13 protein-coding genes and 1 pseudogene are annotated in these 22,695 nt (G+C 62.9%); 6 read left to right on the forward strand and 8 right to left on the reverse strand.

Features of this window, described 5'->3' with window-relative positions; translation table 11 throughout:
• The first annotated feature begins 6 nt into the window (after window positions 1–6).
• The 3 genes from ABYF38_RS01490 to ABYF38_RS01500 all read left to right on the forward strand — a co-directional run bounded on the left by ABYF38_RS01490 (window position 7) and on the right by ABYF38_RS01500 (window position 10,068).
• Window positions 7–6,390: a DEAD/DEAH box helicase gene (locus tag ABYF38_RS01490; protein ID WP_371152363.1), complete on the forward strand. Its 6,384-nt coding sequence runs from the start codon at window positions 7–9 to the stop codon at window positions 6,388–6,390.
• Window positions 6,390–8,756 (forward strand): 3'-5' exonuclease, encoded by a 2,367-nt coding sequence (locus ABYF38_RS01495; RefSeq protein WP_371152364.1) that lies wholly within the window; start codon window positions 6,390–6,392, stop codon window positions 8,754–8,756. The genes ABYF38_RS01490 and ABYF38_RS01495 overlap by 1 nt, the downstream gene beginning before the upstream one ends.
• 319 nt (window positions 8,757–9,075) lie before the next feature.
• Window positions 9,076–10,068, forward strand: coding sequence for a hypothetical protein (locus ABYF38_RS01500; RefSeq protein ID WP_371152365.1), 993 nt, complete (start codon window positions 9,076–9,078; stop codon window positions 10,066–10,068).
• A 134-nt stretch (window positions 10,069–10,202) separates the two neighbouring features.
• Here ABYF38_RS01500 and ABYF38_RS01505 read toward each other — a convergent pair whose 3' ends face one another.
• Window positions 10,203–10,727 (reverse strand): hypothetical protein, encoded by a 525-nt coding sequence (locus ABYF38_RS01505; protein ID WP_371152366.1) that lies wholly within the window; start codon window positions 10,725–10,727, stop codon window positions 10,203–10,205.
• A 421-nt stretch (window positions 10,728–11,148) separates the two neighbouring features.
• Here ABYF38_RS01505 and ABYF38_RS01510 point away from each other — a divergent pair, with 421 nt between their 5' ends.
• On the forward strand, window positions 11,149–11,400 hold the full coding sequence (locus ABYF38_RS01510; protein ID WP_371152973.1) for a helix-turn-helix domain-containing protein: 252 nt from the start codon (window positions 11,149–11,151) through the stop codon (window positions 11,398–11,400).
• A gap of 492 nt (window positions 11,401–11,892) precedes the next feature.
• Entirely contained in the window at window positions 11,893–12,183 is a 291-nt protein-coding gene (locus ABYF38_RS01515) for a hypothetical protein (RefSeq protein ID WP_371152367.1), read from the forward strand.
• A 425-nt stretch (window positions 12,184–12,608) separates the two neighbouring features.
• Here ABYF38_RS01515 and ABYF38_RS01520 read toward each other — a convergent pair whose 3' ends face one another.
• The 7 genes and pseudogenes from ABYF38_RS01520 to ABYF38_RS01550 all read right to left on the reverse strand — a co-directional run bounded on the left by ABYF38_RS01520 (window position 12,609) and on the right by ABYF38_RS01550 (window position 21,772).
• On the reverse strand, window positions 12,609–13,766 hold the full coding sequence (locus tag ABYF38_RS01520; RefSeq protein ID WP_371152368.1) for a toll/interleukin-1 receptor domain-containing protein: 1,158 nt from the start codon (window positions 13,764–13,766) through the stop codon (window positions 12,609–12,611).
• Window positions 13,767–14,120: 354 nt separating this feature from the next.
• Window positions 14,121–14,342: pseudogene (locus tag ABYF38_RS01525) on the reverse strand (IS110 family transposase); the annotation flags it as partial.
• Between the two features lie 1,692 nt (window positions 14,343–16,034).
• Window positions 16,035–16,385 (reverse strand): hypothetical protein, encoded by a 351-nt coding sequence (locus ABYF38_RS01530; protein ID WP_371152369.1) that lies wholly within the window; start codon window positions 16,383–16,385, stop codon window positions 16,035–16,037.
• Between the two features lie 48 nt (window positions 16,386–16,433).
• Window positions 16,434–16,664, reverse strand: coding sequence for a hypothetical protein (locus ABYF38_RS01535; protein WP_371152370.1), 231 nt, complete (start codon window positions 16,662–16,664; stop codon window positions 16,434–16,436).
• Window positions 16,665–16,890: 226 nt separating this feature from the next.
• Window positions 16,891–17,187 carry a hypothetical protein gene (locus ABYF38_RS01540; protein WP_371152371.1) on the reverse strand — a complete coding sequence of 99 codons (297 nt, stop codon included), beginning with the start codon at window positions 17,185–17,187 and terminating at the stop codon, window positions 16,891–16,893.
• A gap of 1,182 nt (window positions 17,188–18,369) precedes the next feature.
• Entirely contained in the window at window positions 18,370–19,848 is a 1,479-nt protein-coding gene (locus ABYF38_RS01545) for a hypothetical protein (RefSeq protein WP_371152372.1), read from the reverse strand.
• Between the two features lie 229 nt (window positions 19,849–20,077).
• Window positions 20,078–21,772 carry a hypothetical protein gene (locus ABYF38_RS01550; protein ID WP_371152373.1) on the reverse strand — a complete coding sequence of 565 codons (1,695 nt, stop codon included), beginning with the start codon at window positions 21,770–21,772 and terminating at the stop codon, window positions 20,078–20,080.
• 240 nt (window positions 21,773–22,012) lie between these two features.
• Here ABYF38_RS01550 and ABYF38_RS01555 point away from each other — a divergent pair, with 240 nt between their 5' ends.
• Window positions 22,013–22,654 carry an HAD hydrolase-like protein gene (locus tag ABYF38_RS01555; protein ID WP_371152374.1) on the forward strand — a complete coding sequence of 214 codons (642 nt, stop codon included), beginning with the start codon at window positions 22,013–22,015 and terminating at the stop codon, window positions 22,652–22,654.
• The last annotated feature ends 41 nt before the right edge of the window (window positions 22,655–22,695 follow it).

Genomic DNA, 22,695 nt, shown 5'->3' on the forward strand with positions numbered 1-22,695 from the left:
CTTTAAGTGGAAAGCCAGGTGCTGCTGCCTCCCACGATTGCTGCCGATATCCAGGCGGGAATCGGGGACTACCTGGCGACCACCTTTGCCCTCACGGACGCCGCCACCCGCAACGCCCTCGAACGGTTCTTGGACCACGAGGAGACGGGCATGTTCAAGGGGCCGTACGTGCGCACCCGCCTGCCCTTTGCGCCCGGCAGCCGGGAAAACCTGCCGCTGGACTTCTACCCCTCCCCGCACACCCCCTACGGTCACCAGCTGGCGGCCTACCACCGCCTGTCCACCAAGCCCAACGGCACGGAGCGTTTTGCGCGCCCTCAACCCACGCTGGTCACCACGGGCACGGGCTCGGGCAAGACTGAGGCCTTCTTGCACCCGATCCTGGACCACGTGCTGCGGGCCAAGAAGGCCGGGATCACGGGCATCAAGGCCCTGATCCTCTACCCCATGAACGCGCTGGCTAACGACCAGTCGGCCCGCCTGGACGGCCTGCTGGTCACCTACCCGGAACTGACCGGAGTGCGGGTGGGCCTCTACACCGGCGAACACGGCGAAGGCACCAAGTTCGCCTCCAAGTACTTCACCACCGACCGCTATGAGATGCGGCAAAACCCGCCGGATATCTTGCTAACCAACTACAAGATGCTGGACATGCTGCTCCTGCGCAGCGAGGACGCCGGCCTGTGGCAGAAGTCGGCCACCTCCCTGACCTACCTGGTGCTGGATGAGTTCCACTCCTACGACGGCGCGCAGGGCACCGACGTCGCCATGCTGCTGCGCCGCCTGGCTGCCACCCTCACCTCCCACTGGCCCGCCGACCTTTCCGGCCTGCCCCAGCCCTTCACCGAGGCAGACAGAGAGGCGCCGCTGGGAGGAATGACGCCGGTGGCAACGTCGGCCACCATGGGCAGCGGGCAAAGCGCCTCCAGCCGCATGCTCGACTTCGCCAGCCGCGTCTTTGGCGTTCCCTTCACCGAGAAGTCCGTGATTACCGAATCGCGCCTCACCCCGGCCCAGTGGGCGCTGCCGGCCCGCCCCAACGCCCGGGAAATCGAGCACATTAGGGCCGACGTTCCCGCCACCGCCAAGCTCCTAGGCCGCCACTTGGACCACGCCCAGCGCCTTGCCGTGCTCCTGCCGCTGCTCTTTGAAAACGGCGAGGCGATGGTGGGCTGGGGCGAGGCCGATCTGCTTGACGCCCTGCGCGCCCACCCGCTCATCGTCCAGCTAGCCGAGCAGAGCCAAAGCGCCATCGCCCTGACAACACTGGCCGCCGCGCTGCTGGCGCGCGAGTCGCGGCCCTCGCCCGCCGCCACCACCGTCCTAACCCACTTGCTCTCCCTGCTGGCGCACGTGCGCGCCGTGGCCGGCCTGTCTGGGCTAGGCGTGGATACCCACCTGTGGATCCGTGAACCCTCCCGCATCGACGCCAAGGTCAACCAGGCCACCGAATTCAGGTGGAGCGACGACGTTCCCACCGACGAGGACGACGACGCGACCTACCTGCCCGCCATCTACTGCCGCCAATGCGGGCGCAGCGGGTGGGCCGCTCAGCTCAGCGCCACCGGGATAGACCTGGAATTTGCGGCGGGTGCCATCCGCACCGCCTCATACAAGCGCGATAGTTCCATTCGCTTCCTGATCCTGGCCACCGGCGAGGCCAACAGCGCCTCCCACCGCGTCAACCTGCGTTACTTCGACGCCCGCTCGCGCCGCCTGCTCTCCGTTCCCAGCGGCGAGGACGAGCAGTTCCCGGCCGTGCCAGTGCTGGTGCACGTGGGCACCGACGCTGGCGAGGAAGCCGCCGCCTCCAACTGCCCGGCCTGCGAGGGGCAGGACACCATTCGCTTCATGGGCTCGGCCATCGCCACCCTCACCAGCGTTGCGATCTCCAACGTGTTTGGTCACCACGCCATCGACGTGGCAGACAAGAAGGCCCTGGTCTTCACCGACTCCGTGCAGGACGCCGCCCACCGCGCCGGCTTCATTCAGTCCCGCTCCCACTCCTTCAACCTGCGCACCTCGCTGCGCGCCGCGTTCAACGAGGACGGGGAAACGATCACGCTGGACCAGTTGATCGATGCGGTGTTCGCAACCGCGCGGGCGGGAGATGCCAACCAGCGTTTTGCGGTGCTCCCGCCAGACCTGGCCTACCGGCAGGGATTCGTGGAGTTTTGGCAGGGGCCCGGAAACAACCGGACTTTTGCCACCGCCGCCAAGAAGATCAAGCACCGCCTAGCCTTTGACGCGATCCGCGAGTTCGGCATCGACAGCGCCTTTGGCCGCACCCTGGAGGCTACCGGCACCATCACGGTGGAGGTGGACGCGGGCAGCAGCGAAGCCCTGGCGCGCATTGCCAAGAGCGCATACGACAAGCGTTTTGACCAGATCGAGGGAACCGGCCCTCGCCCGGCAGCGTTGGTGGCGTGGGTGCGCGGCATCCTGCAGCGCCTGCGCCGCCGGGGCGGCATCTACCACCAGTGGCTGGAGGGCTACATTCGCTCCGGTGGTGACGGCTGGTACGTCAACGGCGGGCGCAAGCGCAGCGAGGGCATGCCCGGGATGGGGTACTCCCGTTCGGTGCCCCGCTTCGTGGCCTTCGGCAAGCAAAACACGGACACTCGCTTCGACAAGGCAGATACCCGCACCAGCTGGTACGTGCAGTGGACCAAGCGATGCCTGGAGGTCTCCAGCGACCACGCCCCGCAACTGCTGAGGTTCCTGTGCATGGCGCTCGAGGAGGAAGGAGTGCTCAGAGAGCACTCCACCAAGCAGGGCGGCACCGTCTACTCCATCAACCAGGACCGCGTGCTGCTCAGCTCCACCACCGATGAAGAACTAGAGGGCGGCGCGCTCAACCTGGAATGCGACATCTGTAAGGCCAACAACGTGCTACCGGGCGCGGTGGCTGCACAGCTAAAGAGCGCGCCCTGCATGTCCTCCGGCTGCGATGGCCACCTGCAGCCCACACGCGGGGACGCCCACAACTACTACCGCAACTTCTACCGCTCCCCCTACCCCAAGCGCGTGGTCTCCCGTGAGCACTCATCGCTGCTGCCCACCAAGACGCGCCTGGAGTACGAGACCGGTTTCAAGCAAAACCCGCCCGCCCCCGGCGCGCCCAACGTGCTCGTGGCCACCCCCACCCTGGAGATGGGCATCGACATCGGTGACCTGTCGTACGTGGTGCTCGCCTCCATGCCCACCAGTGTTGCCAGCTACGTGCAGCGGGTGGGCCGCGCGGGACGTCGGACAGGAAACTCGCTCATCCTGGCGCTAGTGCAGGGGCGGGGCGAGCACCTGCCCAAGATCTACGACCCGCTCTCCATCATCAACGGCGAGGTGGAGCCGCCCAGCACCTACCTGGAGGCCACCGAGATCCTGCAGCGTCAGTTCGCTGCATTTGCCGGCGACCGCCTGGCCCGCCTGGGGCAGGTCCCGGAGCAAACCCGTCAGCACAACGTGCTCAAGTCCACCGAACCTGACACCTACCTGGGCAAGCTGATCGAGCTGGTGGAACAAAACGGCGACGCGCTGATCGCCGACTTCACCTCCCGCCTGGCCCCGTATCTAGGGGAAAGCAGTATCGAGGCGTTGGCGCTTTGGGCTCGCCACTCCCTGCGCACGGACATAGAAAAGATGGTTCACACCTGGAACCAGGACCGCGCGCAGCTTCGGTTCAAGCTGGCCGCCATGCAAAAGGGCATCAAGCAGCTCGAGGCAGAGCGAGACAAGATCCGCTCCGTGCACGGCTTCAAGCCCACCGACACGCTGGAGAGGCTGAGCGACCTGCCCGCAGACCTACGCGAGGCCGAACGAGAGCTGCGCTCCGCCGTGGCACAGACCGCGCGGATGCGCGCCAAGTTGGGTGAGGACTGGTCCAGCCACTGGATCTCCATGCTGGAATCGGCTGGCCTGTTCCCCAACTACACGCTGCTGGACGACACCGTCACCCTGAACGTAGAGGTCACCAGGCGCAACCCGGAGACCACCGAGTTCGAGGCGGACACCAAGCCGTTCACGCGCGGGGCCAGCAGCGCGCTGATGGAGCTAGCCCCCGGGGCGGCCTTCTACGCCGACGGCCTGGAAATCAAGATCGACGCCATTGACCTGGGAGAAAACGCCTCCCGCGTGGAGCGTTGGCAAATCTGCCCGTGCTGCGGCTGGCACGCGGAGGTGAGCAGCGGCCCGGCTAGCGCATCCGGGCGCGTCTCCACCTGCGCCCGCTGTGGGGACGGCGCGATTGCCGACTCCGGGCAGAACATGGACGTGGTGCGCCTGCAGACGGTCTCCGCGCGCGTGTTCCAGGACGAGAGCGCCATCACCGACAAGAGCGACGAGCGCCGCCGCTCCTACTTCTCCGTCATCCCGCTGCCGGACCTGGACCGGCGCTACAGCCAGGCGCAGTGGTTTGAGTCCTCCACCGGCTTTGGTATCGAATACCTCAGCCGCGCCGACATCACCTGGCTGAACCTGGGGGCAACCTCCAGCGGCGCGGCCGAGCGCACCCTGGGCGGGCACGTGGTACGCACTCCCCTGTTCAGGGTGTGCTCCTACTGCGGGAAGCTCGATGGCAGCGTGAAGGAGAACTCCAAGGAGGAACACCGCTACTGGTGCAAGCACCGCTTGGACATCGAGGAGCACAACGCCACCATCGCGATCTCCCGCCACCTGCGCACCCAGGGCGTTGTGCTGCACCTGCCCAGTGCCGCAGCGGTGAGTGAGGAATTTGCGATCCCCACGTTGAAGGCCGCGATCCTGTTGGGCATGCAGAAGCAAATCGGTGGCACGATCGGCACGCTCTCCATCATCTCCCTGCCAAATACCAAGGAGAACGGCCCCAACTCGATCCTGATTCATGACCAGGTGCCCGGCGGCACCGGCTACCTGGCGGCCTTCAAGGAGCCGCGCCTGGTGCACGACGCTCTGGCCGCCGCCTGGGAGGTTGTCACCACCTGCAGCTGCGCAGAGGAAGCCCGGCGCGCCTGCCACCGCTGCCTGCTGCCCTTTGCCGACCACGGGCAGGTGGCCAATGTGTCTCGGGTGGACGCCCAGCGCCTGCTGGGGATCCTGTTGGGCATCGGCCCGGCCTCCCCGCGCCCTGACTTTGCGCGGTGGAGCATCTCTACCAGCCGCCCAGAGAGCACCGCCACCGAATCCGCGCTGGAGCTGCGCATGCGGGCGCTGCTAAAGCAGATGCTGGAAAAGGCCGGGGCGCAGATGACGGAGGTACCGGGCTTGGAGGGCCCCAAGCTGATTTTCTCTCTGCCCGGCTCAGACTTGAAATGGAGCCTGTCCCCGCAGGTTTTGCTGGGCGGCACTAAGCCCGACTTCGTGTTGGCCTGCACCAACCCGCGCATTCCCCGCCTGGCGATCTACACCGACGGGGCCGCCTTTCACGCGTCCAGCGCACACAACCGCGCTGGCGACGACGCCATCAAGCGCCACCACCTGCGCGTTGACGCCTCCCCCTCGATCCCGTGGGCCCTGACCGATCAGGACCTGGACCTGTTCGAGGCCCAGCTTCGTGACAAGCCGCTGCCAAGCGCGGGGGCAAGCGAGATCAACCCGCAGGTGCTGGACTTCTTCAGTGCCCAGTACGTGCTGCCTGCTCCCATCACTGCCGCGTTGTCGCGTGGCTCGATGGCGCTGCTGTGGGAGTGGATCGTGGATCCCGACGTGGAAAAGTGGACGGCCTTTTCCACCATTGCCCCGAGCCTGGCCTTGGTTAGCCAGTACCCGCTGGACCAGCAGACCGCACACAACGAGCTTGGCGTGGCCGAGCCCACCTTCAACTTCATCAAGAGCGGCCTATCCGAGGGCGAGCAAGGCAAATGGTGGGAACGCCGGGAAGGCACCATGCGCCTGATCGCGGGCGGAATCCCCAGCAGGGAGGCCGCCACGCGCACAATCCGCTCCCTGGTATACCTGGACGACTCCGCGCCCGCCGCAGCTGACTACCAGGACTCTTGGCGCGCCTGGCTCTACTGGGCCAACCTGACCGCCTTTGCCTCGCCGCGCGTCAACCGCGTGCTGACGGCCTCCTCCCCCGACGTCCTTGACGACCTGGATTCTCTAGGCGCATCGGCTTTGCCCGCCGACGTTCCGCCCGCCTGGCAAGAAATCCTGGACGACGCCGTTGACGACCAGGAACGCTCTGCCCTGCTCCAGATCGTGGCCGTGCCAAGCGTGGCGAAGCTGGAACTGCCGAGCTTTGGTGAGGAAATCGGGGGAACGCCCGTGCTGCTGCGCTGGCCCGAATACGGTTACGCCATCGCCTACAGCGAGGACGACCTGCCCACGCTCACCGCCAGCGGGCTTACCGCCCACACCCTGACCCAAATTGACCAGATCACCGCAAAATTGGTCCAACTGAGCGGAGGCAACTGATGCCCAACGTTGTTCTAGCCAGCCAGAAGAACAAGATCGACGGCTCTATCAAGGCCAAGGCTTACACGTTCCTGCAGAAGCTGCAGGACAGCGACACCACGCCCGGCCTGCACATCGAGCCCATCAAGAACGCTGTGGACCCGCGCGTGCGCACCGGACGCGTGGACGACTTCTTGCGCGCCGTGCTATTCCGTATCGACTGCGAGGGCGAGCCCGTCTACTACTACGTGGGCACCTTCCCCCACGACGACGCCATCGCCTACGCTCGCCGCACCGAGCTGCGCTTCAACCTGGCGCTCGGCGTGCGCGAACTACTGCAGCACCCAGACCCAGGGCCCGGTGACGCAGCCGAAAGCGGCAAAATGGATGCTGCCAGCGGTACCGATATGCCCGACGTTCCCTCCAGCCAATCCGCGACGGCGGCGCGAGATGAGGAAGGCGGGCGGAACGTCGTCCAAAAGGAAAACCTGCTCGCCCAAAACTGGGACCAGGCAACGCTCGAAAGCATCGGCATCTCCGGCCCGCTGGCCGGGCAGGCGCTAGCCGCGCAAACGCAAGCCGAGCTAGCGCGCGTGCTAGAAGACGCGCCGGAAACACAAGCACTAGTGCTCCTAGGGTTGGCGTGCGGCGAAAGCTGGGCCGCAATCAAGGAAGAACTCGGCATCAGCGAAACCAGCTACGAGCGTGAAGAGCAGGCACTCGCCGCCGAATTCGCCGGCAACTCCGGCGGGTTCACGTGGGTCGGCAACAACCCCGACAGCCTGCGCGAGGCCCTGGAATCCTCAGACATCAACAAGTGGCGCGTCTTCCTCCACCCAGAACAGCGCCGCTACGCAGAAGGAAGCTGGAAGGGTCCCTACCGGCTCTCCGGCGGCGCAGGAACAGGCAAGACGGTGGTGCTGCTGCACCGAGCACGCGCCCTACACCGCAAGCACCCCGGCGCGCGCATCCTGCTCACCACCTACACCCGCACCCTGGCCGACTCACTACGCACGGGCCTCGAACTGCTCGCGCCAGAGATCGAATTCGTCGACCTGGGGCAACCCGGTGTGTGTGTCAAAGGCATCGACCAAATCGCGGCACACATCATCAACCACGCTTCCAAGGAAGAACTCGCCGCGGCCGCCCACTGCGTGCTTGGCCGCGCCCGCCCCCTCACCTTCGGCAAGCGCCTAGGGGACAACGACGCCGCCAACCTGTTCGAACGCATCGGGGCCGACCACACCGTGCCCGACCAGCGCCTCCTCACCGGCGCGTTCCTAGCCAGCGAATACGACAACGTGATCCTGCCCGCGCGAATCACCAGCCTCGAGAGCTACCTGCGCGTGCCCCGCCCCGGGCGCGGCACCCCCCTCTCCCGGCCCCTGCGCAAGGTGCTGTGGGAGATATTCGACGAGTTCCGCTCCAACCTCGATGTCCAGGGCGTGCTCACGTATCCCGAGGTCGTGGCGCTGGCCGCGCAGGTGATGGCGACTCGAGGCGCTGGGGAGGCTGGTGTTAGTGAGGCCGGCGGCGGTGTTGGCGGCGGCACGGTTGACGGCCTTGCCGCCGGTGAGGCCGGCGGCGGTGTTGGCGGCGGCGGGAGGAACGTCGGCCCCCAGTGCCTGGCCGACCACATATTGGTCGACGAGGCGCAGGACTTCCACGCACTCCACTGGCAGCTGCTGCGGGCGGCCGCGCCGGAGGGCTCCGACGACCTATTCATTGCGGAGGACGCGCACCAGCGGATCTACCGCACGCGCGTGTCACTCGCTAAGTACGGGATCAACATCAGGGGACGCTCACGCCGCTTGCGGCTCAACTACCGCACAACAGCTGAGAACCTGGCCTGGTGTATCAACGTGCTCGAAGGAGGCAGCTACCTGGACCTGGAGGACCAGCCCGAGGACGTCAGCGAATACAAGTCGGTGCGGTCGGGCCCGGCGCCGCGCGTCATTCAGGCGGCGCGGGGGCAGGGTGAGGTCGATGCGATCGTGGACGTGGTGCGTGGCTGGATTGACCGCGACGGGACGGAACTGCAGCGCAACTCCATCGCCGTGCTAACCCGCTCCAGCGCGAAGGCAGATGCGATCAACCGGGCGTTGCCGAGTGCGGGCATCGCGTCTGTGTTCCCAAGGTCGGGCGAGGCGGTGGACGCAGACAGCGTGGTGGTCATGACCATGCACCAGGCCAAGGGACTGGAGTTCCGGTACGTGATCGTGGCCGGGGCCGGCGCGGACGAGCTGCCGTCCAAGTGGGCACTGGCCTCCATGCCCGAGGGCGAACGGGACGAAATACTGCTGCGGGAGCGGTCCCTCCTGTACGTCGCTGCGTCACGCGCCCGCGACGAGCTGGTGGTGACTACAACGGCCGAGCGGGAGTTCTAGGGCCCTACGGCCAATGCTTGCCAAAACTCTCTCTGCAACAACGCGACTGCCTTCGAAAACCCACTGCGAGAACTCGGCCTGATGATCACTCATCTCCTATATAAAAAACCGCAAACATCTAATCATCTATACCAAAGCAATGAACCCAAACAGAGGTCGCCCCAGGGCACACAAAGCACAAATAGGCAACTCTAAACTGGTTAGAAAAGCTAGGATTAATCAACATCTATTACATCAACTGCCGCGCCAAAACGCAAGCCAGGTCGCTAATACTTCTACAAGACCACGAACCACGGCCGCCAAATTCGCCACCCTAACCTTGCAAATAATACTCTCGCTAACATTCTCAACCCTTGGTTTCATCGCCCTAACCGACAACACCCAACAAAACAGCGAATACTCCAGCCTCTCCATCTACTACGGAATCGACAGCAGCGCAGAACTTCCAGACAAACTCTTCCCGTTTCACACTGGGGCCACGTTTGCCAAAACCCCAGAATTAAGTGAGATTAGGTTCGCAATACCAACTTCTTTACTGGGTCATACGTTTGCGCTCTTGGTGATACAAGACCATGGGACCCTTTTCGAGGAGGAAGATATAGAGAACGCTACATCTGATGTCGGGCAAGTAACCAACTGCACAAGACAGGCCGGCAAACCATGCATCATGATAAAAGGAACACTTGAGAAGGTCTACAAAACTATTCCATGCACCGGGAACCTTGGCTTTGTCGAGCAACTGGAGGAGTACACAACCGTCACCCTAGCAATGAGAATGAATCCGTTTACAGCCGGGACCCCATTCATAAAACACTTCAATCTACGATACTCAAACTACGAGTATCCGAATGCACCCGTCAGCGTGATGAAAAACGTCACTTTAGAAACTGACATGATTTTCCGCCCTCACCACATATGCACCACGTTGAAAACGCCTAGCGACCATCGAGTTGTATCGCATAGCAACGGATTTAGCTTTGCCGGATCAGAAGGCAGCAGTAAGGCCGAGACTAGAACTCCCGACGGAGGCTGGATGACATTGAAACGAAATGATGCTACAGCGATCGCCACGGTACTCTTCATGATAGCTGGAATAATCATGACTCCGATTGTTGAACACCTACTGAAGGCAGCCGGCCAATCCATTGGTCGACCGATGAAGAAACTGCATCATTTCATATATCGAACCAGGGCACGACAGGAGCCCCAAGCCGTTCCCCGCTCCCCTTTCACAGGGCACGGCAATAAATCTATGCCGACAAACCACCCTCCTTCGCCGAATCATTCCACACCCACCTCTACTCTGAACTAAATCGATGGCATGTGCAGGCGCAGCGAGTCAAAGCCACGATCGAATAACGCAATCGCGTCTACCACTGAAGCAAACAAAGCATTAACGCTAGGCAGTAGGATTGAGAGAGATTACTCATGAGGACCACTTGGAGTTTACCACCCTAACCCCCACTTTATGGAGGAGGCCAGCATATCACCGAGGGCACCGATCATGATTTGCGTCCCGATAGTCGTTTGCTCCGATTCACTTCCCGGTCTCACCAGTTCACCTACACCATACGAGGCATCTTCCAGATCCTGCTCAAGGTCGCGTGAAATCCGTTCAATTACTGCCGGCAAAGAGTTCCTGCCACCACCATCAAGAACGCCAGACTGGACGGATTCCCAGTCCACAATTGGATCCCCCTGCTCTTGCAAATACACGTTGAGAAGAACCAGCTCACAACCTTCTCCCCGATATTGCCACTCCCAGTTTGTCCCACGTTCTACATGTTCCCGAATTTCATTGAAACCAAATTCGTCGAAGTACCATGAGCGCCCATTCTCTGCACCAACCTGTACCTGTGGCGTGTACGGAAATGCGCCACGCTCTGAGGCATAGTATCCGGGGAAAAAGAGATCCCACGTGTTCCCCGTGCGAAGGTCGAAGTATCGCCGCCTAGCGGCCATGGTTCTCATGCAGGGGTCATCCGGGAAAGCGAATAGCAGTGCTAGCACTGTATAGCTACCGCACCATCTAGCCGAAATTGCATCTCTCAAGTATTGTCGTGAATTAGCCGCACTTATCAATGACATTGACGAATTACTCTGCTCGAACTTCTGCCGCACGCCATCTCGTTCACGAATAAATTGGGACTGTCGCTGACGCAGTCGCCCCATCACGGTCCATCTATCAGCGTAATCCCAACCAGTCGCGAGCCACATGGCGCAAGGTTAACAAGCTCTTCCCACTTGAGGGTGTAGTGGTGTCCCTGTCCCGCGTCAGACTTAGTCGCAGGGCCGTTGTGTAGGTCTTGAAGGAGAGCCCGTCATGGGAAGACCTCCAGGGATTTCGGTGGAGAAGAAGGCCAGGATTGTGTTGAGTGTCCTGGCCGGAGAGATGACTATTGCCGAGGCAGCAAGGCGTGAGAGGGTCAGCGAGCAGTGGCTTGGTCGGTGGAATGCTGACTTTCTTGAGGCGGGCAAGGCTGGCCTTGCAGCGGGCAGGCCCAAGCCGTCGACACGCGAGCAACAGTTGGAAACCCGAAGGCTTGGAGCTAACCCAGGCGCTTGGCGAGGCTGCGGTAGAGATCCGGGTGTGGAAGAAGTCTGCGCAGGGCAGGCTGGGCCCTCTTCGAGGACCTCGAGGTAATCCGCATCGAAGCAGACACCCGCCGACCGTGGGGGTTCGTCAAACTGATCGGCATGCCCTTTTCTTAACTGGGAGGCTGGCAGGCCAAGGCCCGCCAAGAGAAAAGACCCAGGGGGCCATGGCCTTGGCCCGCACGTACGGCTGCGCGGGAGTTGGTGACCAAACACGCGCTGCCCCATGCCAGCGTGAGGTGCACCGCAAGATCTGGGCCCTGACCCGTCATGACGGGCACAACGTTTCCCAAGCAACCGTGCTGCGTATCGTGCGTGATGACGGGTTGATCTGGGCCTGGCGGTAGCAAAAACAGCGCCGGGAGCTGGCAAAAAAGCCTAACTCCGCCTTCGTCAGGAACCCGACCGGCCCGAACCAGGTGGGGCAGCTGGACTTCAGCGAGTTTTCAGACCACCCCCGGGGCGGGACTTGGCGCATTGCCGGATGCCGCCACTGGTTCTCCCAAGGTACGAACACCCCCCCCTTTGCACGTCTCGCCGATTGCGAACCAATACCAGGCTTTTAAACGCGATCGAGCTCGCCCTGGCTGACCACAGCACGGTGTTCGGCTACCGTCTTCTCGAGGCAGTAGACCCCGACACCGGCGAGCTGGGCCCAGCGAGGAGGATTGTGACCGACAACGGCGGCCCGTTCAGGCCGCTGAACTTCGAGGTATTCATCATGCAACACCCCGAACTACGCCACGGCCATGCGCGAGTGAAGTCCCCCAGCCAGAACGGATCACGCGAACGTGACCTTGAGCACGTTAAAGAAGCGACGGGTTCTTCCTAGACGCGCATCTGCCACGCACAAGCCTGTGGTTGAACGAGCCGAAGACTACCGAGTCGAGTACAACACCCAACGCCCCCACGAAGCAATCGCTTTCAACCGCCCCCTGGATGCCCACCTCGGCCGAGCCAGCGCGACCATCCCCACCTTTGAACAAGAAGCAATCCTGCCAACTACTTGACGCGGGACACCCACACCAACAAAACGAGGCAAATAATTGACGCTGGGCGGCTTTGTTGCCCCGGTTATTAACATCAGGACGCGTTCCTCACCCAGCGCTATCTTTTGTTGTCCCGCCCACCCCTTTGCTGCCTGAGCCGACCGTCCTGCGACACCACCCAAAACACTTACACCGCCGACTGGAAATATTCATCTATCCATTAGCGCTGATGCAATGTGCAAAATTTTTAGTATGCCCCACAGACATCTCACAGCTCGATGGGAGGCAGGCTTTCAATCAAATTGATCGAATCCCGAATTTTTGCAACTCCGCTACGTGCTGGAGACAATGCGCGCCGAATGGCGGCCGAGGAGCGCTCCGCAGGCCTCATGGACTCCAAAAGGGAGTTCATTTGCTCTGCTACGTTTCCAAGGTCTGCTAGAGGTTGGATGCTTTCGTTGTAGGACTTAGCCGGCCGTTCATCGCCAGGCAGGTACTCGATTGCAATTTCTCTGACATTTCGCATCGAGGCGTGAACTCGCATTGTCGTAGCGAACATTTTCTCGCCTATATCCCCTATTTTATTGGCAGGCCCTTTGAGGTGCTCGGCAACTCCAAATGACCAAGTCTTAAGTGCAGCCGACGACAAAACTTGGGGATCGGGCTCAATGCTGGCGGCGTCGCCCAACTTCTTAATCGCGTCTGGCCCCTCAGCGATAATCGATGTTAGTTCTTTTAACTGCTCTTCCAAAGTTGCGAGTTCGTCGAATAATCCTGGGGCGTCGCTTGAGCTGGTGTACGTGGTTGAAGCGGGAGAGGGGGACTCGGATTCGACAATTGGCGCTCCACCTTTCGGGCCTGGAGAGTTTGTGACCGCTAATGAGAGCTTGGTGACGGCTGCATTGTAGGATTTGTAAAACCGCTCGGCAATCATGCTCATCGTTTTTCGCCACTCGGCCGTCCCTGCTCCAGCCAGGATTGCGTCTTCGATTATTATCCACTGGCGATCGGCTGACTGGCGCGCAATGTCGTCATCTGAGTCTGGCCTGAACAGCTTGGGGGAGTTGAATAGGACGATTGGTAGAATTAGTTCGGGTACGTCACTTTCTGTTGTGGCACTCAGGTATAGGTTGTACTCTTTTCTGCAATTTTCGCTATTTAAGTAATTTGCACTCAGGAATGGGATGAATACGCTAGCGGCCACCACCTCCGCCTCAAGTCGACTTTTCCATATTTCACCCCACTCAATGCTCTCTTGATCGAGGAACGCTTTAATCCTTATGCCATATTTTGCTTTTGCGAAATAGGTAAGACTTTCTTTGAAATGCCTAATGAAGTTATTGTGATTTTCGTCCTCTCGGGCGTAGCTTAAGAACACGGCCACTTCAATCTCTTGTGGATGCTGAGTCTCACTGGTGGTGCACATGAGTTTTCCTGTTACATTTGCGAGGGCTGTTAAGGGAGCTGAATGCTGGGCAAAGAGAAGGCTAGTGCCCTAAGTATTACAGGCTGGAAGTATGTGTGTGAGGCGCACAGGTGGGGCTGTTGATGGTTTGGGCGCGTTCTGGGTTTCATACCTCCAGCGTGGTGGTTGTCATTATGGTCTTGTATCGTACGGATGGCAGCGTGCCTAGATGCCGTTGACGGCATCTATTATCTGCAGTTGTGGCAGCACCTGGCAAGGTGCGGCCGGTCCAGAGTCGGAGGTCGCGCGCGATTCTTCTGTGAGGGGGTGTCCCCATGTGGTGTGTAAAGCAGCCAGGGGTGGTTTTGCGGCTGGTTGTGGGTCGTGGAGGGTGCCGGTGCGGATCATGGCGTGCAGGGGGAGGATGCGGCGGTGGGCCAGGGCGGTGAGTGCTTGGTTGTGGCGTTTTCCTTGGTCCCGTTTACGCTGGTAGTAGGCCTGAGAGACCGTATCAGAGCGCAGGGAAGCGAAGGCTGACAGGAACATGGCTCGTTTGGGTCTTTTCTTTCCGGCGTGGGAGACATGCGCTGCACGTATTTATGAACCTGAACCGTCCTGGGTTTGGTTTCGGTGGTCAGCCTGAAAGGATTGACCTATGCCGAAGCGTTTGGCCCCAGAGTTCAAGTCGCGTGCTGTTCGTCTTGTCAGCGACCCTCTGGCATCGGAGCAGACAGTCTCCCTCACCAGTGTTCTACGAGTGGAAGGGCATCAATCTCGGGGTGGGGTATGAGACGATGCGCCGCTAGTATCGCGATCCCAGCCTGAGACAGGATCTTGAACAAGCCCCATCAAGGAGTGCGAGGTGGCCCGCCTGCGGCGAGAAAACGCTCAGCTCCGCCAGGCCGGCGAGATCCGGAAGGCAGCCACAGGCTTTCACCAATAGAGCTCTGTCTCTCTGTACCCGAAATGATTGCTTTCATCGACGCGGGCCGGGCCAGGAGCGGGGGTTGAACGCATCTGCAAGGCTCTCACCGAACACCGCCAAGGCGCCTTCATCACCGGAGCGAGGGTATCGCAAGGCCAAGAACCCTACGCCCTGGCGGCGCTGCTTGCCAGATGCCGCTTTGATCCCCGTCATCGAGCGCATCCACCAAGAGAACACTTACGTGTACGGGTGGCTAGATGTGGCATGCCCTCAAACACGAAGGCTAGGACGTGGGGCGCGAACAATACCGAGCCTGGCTGTCGAGAGAGATGCCGGGCTCAAGGGCGTTGTACGTGGACGCAAGGCAGTACCAACCAGGAGCGCTCCTGGGACCGATACACGCCCAGATCTGGATGAACCCCCGGCTTCGCACGCAGTGCCCCTAACCAGTTGTGGGTTGCCAACATTACTCACGTACGCGCAGCGGGTTCGTTTACACCGCCTTCGTAACAGGTTGGGTTCAGCCGCAAGATCGCTGGCTGGGCAGTGAGTAACACACTCAACGCCCAGGCTCTACCCCTGCAAGCCCTGGAACAAGCTATCGCTACTGCCAAGGGCAGTGTCGAGGGATTGGTCCACCACAGCGATCACGGCAACCAGATACGTCTGTATCGGCCAATCCATGGGCGCCTGGTCGAAGCAGGAATTGATGCCCCTAACGGCACCGAAGGAGAATACTTGCGACAACGCACTGGCCAAACCCTAAACGGCTCATGCGCGAGCGAGTTGACCTAACTTCCCAGCACTGGGCCGGACTGACCGAAGTCGAATTAGCAGGCCCTATGCTGGGTGAACTGGTGGAACAACACCCGCCTGCACAGCCACCTGGGCTATGCCACACCCCAAGAAACCCAAGACCGCTACTACCAACACCACACCCACCAAATGAACACCGCCTAGGAACCAAACCCAGGACGGTTCAGTCGCTAGTCCCGCACCCACGTTACGAAAGACCTCGCTACAAGCGGGTCGTTCCCCTAATCAGCGGTCACCAGCGCCCAACTGTCGTGGGTGACAACACCCCCCGGATCATTGGTTAGACAGGGGCAATCCATCATGCCCACGACAGCTGGCCGAGCCCGGAACAACCGAGGCACAAACAAGGTAACGGCCCCCCTCCTACGAACCGCTAGCGCGACACGAGCCGCCCGGCAGCCTGGACGCCCGCCTCTTATTCATCGAATCATCCCGCGCCAACGGCGTTGCGGCGTTGGCGCGGGATGGGGCTACGCAAAGCCCGGCTTACCCGAGAACTCCTACTTCCCGCGCACCGCCCCGGCCTTGCTTCGCGTGCCGCCGCTTCCCTATCCTCCACCGAGCCCCGGCAACGCCTCGATCAGCGCCCGCACGGGCCCGGGCAGCTCGGCCACCTGCTCCCCGCTCAGCGGCTCATCCACCTCAGCGCAGGCCCGCCCCGCCCAAACGCGGACGCCCGCTGTGCCGCGCACCACCCGCCACCTGACGTCCAGATCCCCGTCGCACCACACCTGGTAGCGCCGCGCGCGCACATTATCGCGCTCGGCGTCCAGCACCGGCTCCACTTCCACCGCGCGCCACACCTCGTCGCCCGCACGCACGTGCCACGCCCCAAACGCCGGGTAGTTCTCGATTCCGTCCTCGCCTCGGCCCCCGCCTGGGGAAGCCACGAACTCCACCGCGCCTTCGGGTAGGTAGGCGGGAACGCCGTGCAACTGGGCAAGCGCTCAAAGAGGGCGCGCGATCATCACCTCAACGCGCCCGCGCACGCCAGTACCCGGCCCACCGCCCGCCCCGGTGCCCTCCCCTGCGCTCTCCCCAGCCCGCTCCCCCGGGCTCTCGATCTCACCCCGTCCGGCCACGTACCGGCCGCGCAGCAGCAGCTCGTCGTCCTGGCTGGGCAGGGGGCGGTCCACCCAGATCTCGGCGCGCTCGCCGTCCGCCACAGTGAATAGCACCTGCGGCCACACCCCATAGGCCCTCACCTCAGGCCACGGTGCCACCGCGCACGCTCGCCCCCGCAACAGGTATTGCACTCGCGCGGCCGGCCAGCCACCGTTCGCCGCCTCTACAACCAGCGTGGCGGGCTGGAAGAAATCGCTCGCCCTGCTGCCCTGCCGCCCGGCCACTTTCGCACCTGCACGGCCACGGCCCATTGGCTTTGCAGGGCGTCCCCTTTCCGCTCTACCAGAAGATCCTGACGATGACCGCCAGCAGCAGCACGCCCGCGAGCGCTAGGAAGTGCTTGCCCCCGTAGGTCAGGCTCGTCGGCCCCGGCAGCGGCTTGAGCTGGCGCTGGAACTCCCTAAACCACGTGCCGCCCTGCGCCGTGTCCCTCTCGGCGAGCTCCAGATACCAGTTCTCCTGGGCAGCGCCCCAGTACTCAGACAGTTCCGACAGCGCATAGGTCACGGAGATCGGCAGGGCGTCCTCTTCATCCAGGATGGTCACGATGGACTTGCGGTTGAGGGCGTTGACCACAGCAGTCGCCCCAACCGACCAATCTGAGATCTAGGCCCGCAACGGCACACGCGCCGTCGGCAACTATCACGCTGCAGTTTTCACCGCTTCAGCACAGCTAGGATTCGGGATCCCGTGCTGCGGCTTCTGAAGCTATATTCGAAGCGTCGTAGGTGTCTCGATGGTCTTCCCAGTGCCAAGTGTCACAGCCATGTAGACACCCTGGGTTGGCTTCTGAAGAGAGTTACGCGAAACGGCGACCAGACTGCGCCCGAGTTCCGCGTCCACAAACCAAGTTTCGTTTGTTCCGGCATCAAGACGATATGGAAGCTGCGGGCCATTCAGGTCTCCATTAGGTACGTAGGAAATACCACCCCCTCTTGAGCAAAGAGCAACCGAATCAACCGTCACTGATGCTCGGCCGTGGTTGGTGACCTGTACACCGACGACCTCGGGGCCGTAGAACCCCTGCTTGCGCAGGTCCTCTACGTTGCGAGACCTCCCCGCCTTTTCAACTGGACCGGTAAAAACTCCTCCACGACCTCGCACGCATGTAGCAGCGTTGCCTTTGGGCGTCCACCAGACAGAAGCCATTGCCCGATCTGCCACCCGAGCGACAGTACTGCGACCAGTAGCGAAATGCTCGCGATTACGAGCGAGACGATAGCCAAACTCATCCTCCAAGCGTACGGAAAGGTACCCACACTCTGGCAGGGACGGCCAGCTCGCCTCTTTGACGTTCAACGCCGGTGGGCCCGTGATGCCCACTGTCGTCAATTCGACCTCCGATATCCCTGAGGTGTCTGAGACTCTGCATGGTGTCGGGCACGCGACCTGCACGTTTATTCAGCCCATCAAGATTTATGGCGTGATCGGTTATCTACATCTAGGGATGGAGACGCTTAACCAGGGGTGGCCAGCCGCAGCAGGTCCCACCAGTAGAAGGCGGTGTCACCATCGCGGAAGCAGACGCAAGCGGGCCCGCTATTTCCACCGCGTAGGAGTGGTTCTTCCTCTCGCTTGGGATCCTGCTCCTGGCGTGGTCCGTCTACTTCACCATCGCCTCCCAGGTCAGCCGCCGCCCGATCGTCCCCGCCAGCGACCCGTGGGCCGAGGACGGCCAGCACTTCTCCCACTTCTACGGCTGGGCTTGGCGGAGGATGATGCAAGACCGCAAGAAGACCACGCGCCGCTCGACGCTGCTCAGGTGAGCAACGCCGCTATCAGGGTCACCGTCAGCACCCCCAGAACGAACACCAAGGCTTTGAAACCGAGGGGCGTCTTGCCCTGGGCGTTGACCGGCTCACTCTCCCACGCCGATCCGTTCTGGGCCAAGAAGCGATAGTCGCCTGCCTCACGCGCAGCGGCCTTACCTCGGTATCCCTCCGCCAACAGCTCGGCGGGCGACGTTTGTTTTCCGACCGATTCAAACCTCGCGTCCAGCTGGCCAAGCAGCTCCGGCAGGGCGGTGTGAACGTCGTCCACGTGGGAGGCGGGAATTCCGCGCGGCAGCGTCTGGAAATAAACCCTCTCCACCACCACCCCGTCGCGGTAGGTGACCACCACGCCCGGCCTGCCCTCACAGCCTTGGCGGGTGAAGAAGACATCTTCCGTTGCCCACGCCCGCTCCACCTTCACCCAGCCGTGGACCCGCGCAAACTCGTCTATGTCAGCGGCCGTGATTGCAGTGGACTTCTCCCTGATCTGCTCTATGAACGCCAATGCCACAGACGCGTCTTCCTGCATCACTTCTGCCCGCGTCACGCTGGGCCTGCTGACAAACACGCCGACCGTGACCTCGGGCTCCCGGAGCCTCACGATGAGTGTCTTGCCTTGGTCTAGGTCCCAGGTGTACTTGGTTTCGCCGCCCGTTTCCTCGCTCCGGCCTGCCCCATACCGGGAGCGCACTTGAGCGATTAACTCCTCCGGCTCCGCCACCGCAGGGAAGGTTGTGGTGACACGGTTAGTGCCGGGCAGGCCCGCGACTACCGCTACCTCGGGCGGACCACAGATAGTTGCATAGTCCGGGATACCGAGCGGGTGGCTCTCCGTCAGCTGCGCTGGGCCACCAGTCCCACGGTTTAGGTAGAAGAACTTATAGGAGTCGGAAAGCACGGTCCACCCGCGCTCACGCGCCAAGCGGGCCAAGTTGTATTGGCTCTCTGCCGCGTCGGTGGCGACCAGCGCCTCGATGTGGCCCCACACCGTGCTCACGGAGATTGATTGGAGCGTCCCTATCTCTGCCGGTCTTGCCACCCAGAGTTCCGAGGTGGCCTCGGCAGTGGAGCACAGGTGCAGGCGAAGACCACTGGGCCGCTGCCACCAGTAGTACCCCGTCCCCTCCTCCAGGCCGGGACAGATTCGCGGCGTGCCGAACTCAGAGGAGAACAAGTCGTAGGCGATCTCCAGGCTGGTGAGGATCTGATCCTCGTCGGCGTATGCGGCCTCCGGGAATGCCTCCATGCTGGCGCGCAGGTCGATCCCGTATGCGATCAGCCCCGTGGCGTCGAATTGAGCTTGGCTTATCAACCCGAAGTCGGCGGGGTTCAGCGCCGGGCTCGTGGCGGTGCGGCGCGTGAGCGTGTGGGACGGGCCGCTCAGCGGTAGCGGCCAGCTGACGCGCTCAGCGGCCTCCACAAAGTCCACGGTTCTCCACGCCAGGGATTCGGCTAATGGATCCATACCTCAACCTCACTGTGCTCGGCACTTTCGCCGCAAGTCTGTCACAAGCGTTGCCTGCCCCGCCTCGCCGGTCAACCAATTGCCTTTACCGGCCGCCGAACTAGGCTGGGACATCCTGCCCGCTCGGCGCGAAGCGAGGCCCGTTAACGGGGGCGTTCGGCGGTACGACGTTCCTCCCGCCCTGCTTCGAGCCCAAACCGCCCCCTGTCTGCGCCGCACCTCCTTGCGCCTACCAAAGGCGCCAGACCAGGAGCGCCAACAGCGGGATAAGGAGCGCGAGCAACCACACGTGCTTACCGCGGGTTTCCTTAACTCCCAACGGATGCGCCTGAAACTCGAGGGCAACCTGCTGGGGCGGCTGGTAAACCAGTGGGTAGTCCACCACGATGGGAAGCTGATGGCTGTGGTGCTTGACCGTGATCCGCGAGCGCCGGTTGGCCGCCCAGAACACGTAGCTGTCCACGTCGTCTTGTTCGTCTAGGTGGCGCCACGGACGCTCGTATCCAAACCAGGACGACTCCACTAGCTCGTACTCCCCGCACCGGCTCTCCAGCTGCTCCAGTAGGTCGTCTTCCAGCCCCCACCGTCCTCTTTCCCCGGCCAAGGCTCGCGAACCGGGCATGCAGTGGAACAGGATCTGCCTCACCGCCGCGTTGTGGTAGTCCACCACCACCCCGGGCAGGCCCCACGGTGCGCGCGGGCTGAGGAAGACTTCCTTGCCGTCCTCGTCGCACTCGGTCTTGGTCCAGCCGTGTTTTGCGGCAAGCCGCTCCACGTCTGCCGCATCCAACGGCTCGCTACCTGCAGTCAGCTCCTCCACCACGTCAAGCGCGTAGGACAGGACCTGCCCCCTATCCAGCAGGTCCTCCCAGCCTGCGGGTTCCTCCCGCACCACTAGCCGCGCCTGTGCGCCGTCGCAGGACAGCTCCAGCACTCGCGGCCCCACTCGCCACGTGTGCTTCTCCCCCGGCCCGGCCCGCCCGTCCTGTTCGGCCTCACTTTGCCCGGCCTGCCCGCCCTCACCTTGCCCGGCCTCGGCGGAGCCAAGGCGCGCGGAGAGGGCGGCAAGCGAAACGTCGTCCACCCACTGGTTCGGCAAAGTCAGCGTCAACCTGGTGGGGCGCAAGCCGTTGCCGGTCACCAACACCTGCGGCGGGGTACAAATGACACCGCCAAGCGGCTCGCCGCCCGGGTGGCTCTCCGCCCGCTCCGCGCCAGGCACGCCGCCGGAGAGGAAGAAGTACTCATCCGAGCCCGACAACCGTACCCACCCCTGGCTGGCCGCAAAACTCAACAGGGACTCGCGGTCCTTGGACCACTGGCCACCCATGAGCTCGGCCGCCAACTCCACCAGGCTGCTCTCCCCCGCGCTGGCCTGCTCCGGGCTCGCCGCATCGCCCGGGTCGGTGCTTGCGGCGGGAGCCGTGGCGACCTTTTCGACGTCAGAAGCCAGGCCGGCACCTCCCACACCAGCCGGCCCGCAACCAGTCACCCACAGCTCGACTGCTACTTCGTCGGTGAAGACCAGGTGAAGCCCCAGGCCGCCGGGCAGAACCCACCAGCGATATCCCGTCCGCTCGTCGCCGGTAACCGCCATGAACGGCACATCAAAGTGGTCACACAACAGCTCAAAGGCTTCGTTGAAGTCCTGCAGGATGCTTTCCTGGTCTTCCTCGTCTTCGGCCTGGTCGTAATTCGCCGCCGCGCGCAGGTCGAGGCAGTATGCGCTAATACCGGCGGCGTCAAACCGCGCGGTGGCCTGGAAACCAAAGTCCGCCGGGTCCAGCAGCGCGCTCCTGGCCGTGTTCTTGGTGGGGGCCGCTTCCCCGTCCGCCGGCAGCAGGGGCAGCGGCCAGCTCGCCTTCTGCGCGGCCGCAACGAACGCGACAATCTCTTCGACCAAGCTCTGCGCTAGCTCATCCATGTTTCCTCACTCACGCCGGGGCCCAGAGAGAGTCTGGCACACGCGCTTGCGCCGGAGCGGAGAGTGCGCGCCCCAAGGACGTTTCACTGCCGGCCCGCCGGTCTACCGGTCTACCGGTCTGCCGGTCTGCCGTCCTGCCGGCCTGCCGTCCTGCCGGTCTGCCGGTCTGCCGGTCTGCCGTCCTACCGTCCCGGCTCAACGCTTGGCTCACCGTGCTGGGAGTTGGCTAGGCTCGACCCCATGCGATTTTCCTGCGTTCTCTTCGACGTTGACGGCACCCTGGTTGACTCCGCCCCCGTGGTGATCGACGTCTTCGAGGCCACCCTGCCGACGCTCGGCCTGCCCGTCCCGCCGCGCACCGAGCTGCTGCGCCAGGTTGGCCCGCCGCTGTGGGAGTCGTTCCCGGACCTGGGCGTTGCGCCCGCCGACGTGCCCGCCGCCATCACCGCCTACCGCAGCCGCTACGTGGAGCGCTGCCTGGAGCCGCCGCTTTTCCCCGGGATGGACGACGTTTTAGCCCGCCTAGCCAGTGCCGGCCTGCCCCTGGCCACCGCGACCTCCAAGCAGGAGCCGATGGCACGCGCCCAAATGGAGCACCTGGGCCTGACCGACCGCTTCACCGTGATCGCCGGCGCCACTCCCGGCCCGGATTCCACCAAGGCCACCGTGGTGCGCGACGCTCTTGCCCGCCTGGCCGCCACCGGCGCCGACGTCTCCCGCCCCGTCCTAGTAGGCGACCGCATCTTCGACCTAAACGGCGCCCGCGAGGTCGGCATCGAGTGCATCGCCGTCGGCTGGGGATACGCCCAACCGGGCGAAATGGACGACGCCGACCACCACGCCCCCACCCCCGCCGACCTGCTCGCGCTCCTGCTGGACTAGAGGGCGGACTTGGTGAGCCTGGCGGGTTCTGGCCGGCCCGG

It is taken from the genome of Buchananella sp. 14KM1171 (assembly GCF_041380365.1).
In the GTDB taxonomy this organism is placed as follows: Bacteria; Actinomycetota; Actinomycetes; order Actinomycetales; family Actinomycetaceae; genus Buchananella; species Buchananella felis.

Coding starts and splice junctions, on each gene's coding strand:
- ABYF38_RS01495 (WP_371152364.1), top strand. CDS start 6,390: ATGCCCAACGTTGTTCTAGCCAGCCAGAAGAACAAGATCGACGGCTCT.
- ABYF38_RS01505 (WP_371152366.1), bottom strand. CDS start 10,727: ATGAGAACCATGGCCGCTAGGCGGCGATACTTCGACCTTCGCACGGGG.
- ABYF38_RS01510 (WP_371152973.1), top strand. CDS start 11,149: ATGACTATTGCCGAGGCAGCAAGGCGTGAGAGGGTCAGCGAGCAGTGG.
- ABYF38_RS01520 (WP_371152368.1), bottom strand. CDS start 13,766: ATGTGCACCACCAGTGAGACTCAGCATCCACAAGAGATTGAAGTGGCC.
- ABYF38_RS01545 (WP_371152372.1), bottom strand. CDS start 19,848: ATGGATCCATTAGCCGAATCCCTGGCGTGGAGAACCGTGGACTTTGTG.
- ABYF38_RS01550 (WP_371152373.1), bottom strand. CDS start 21,772: ATGGATGAGCTAGCGCAGAGCTTGGTCGAAGAGATTGTCGCGTTCGTT.
- ABYF38_RS01555 (WP_371152374.1), top strand. CDS start 22,013: ATGCGATTTTCCTGCGTTCTCTTCGACGTTGACGGCACCCTGGTTGAC.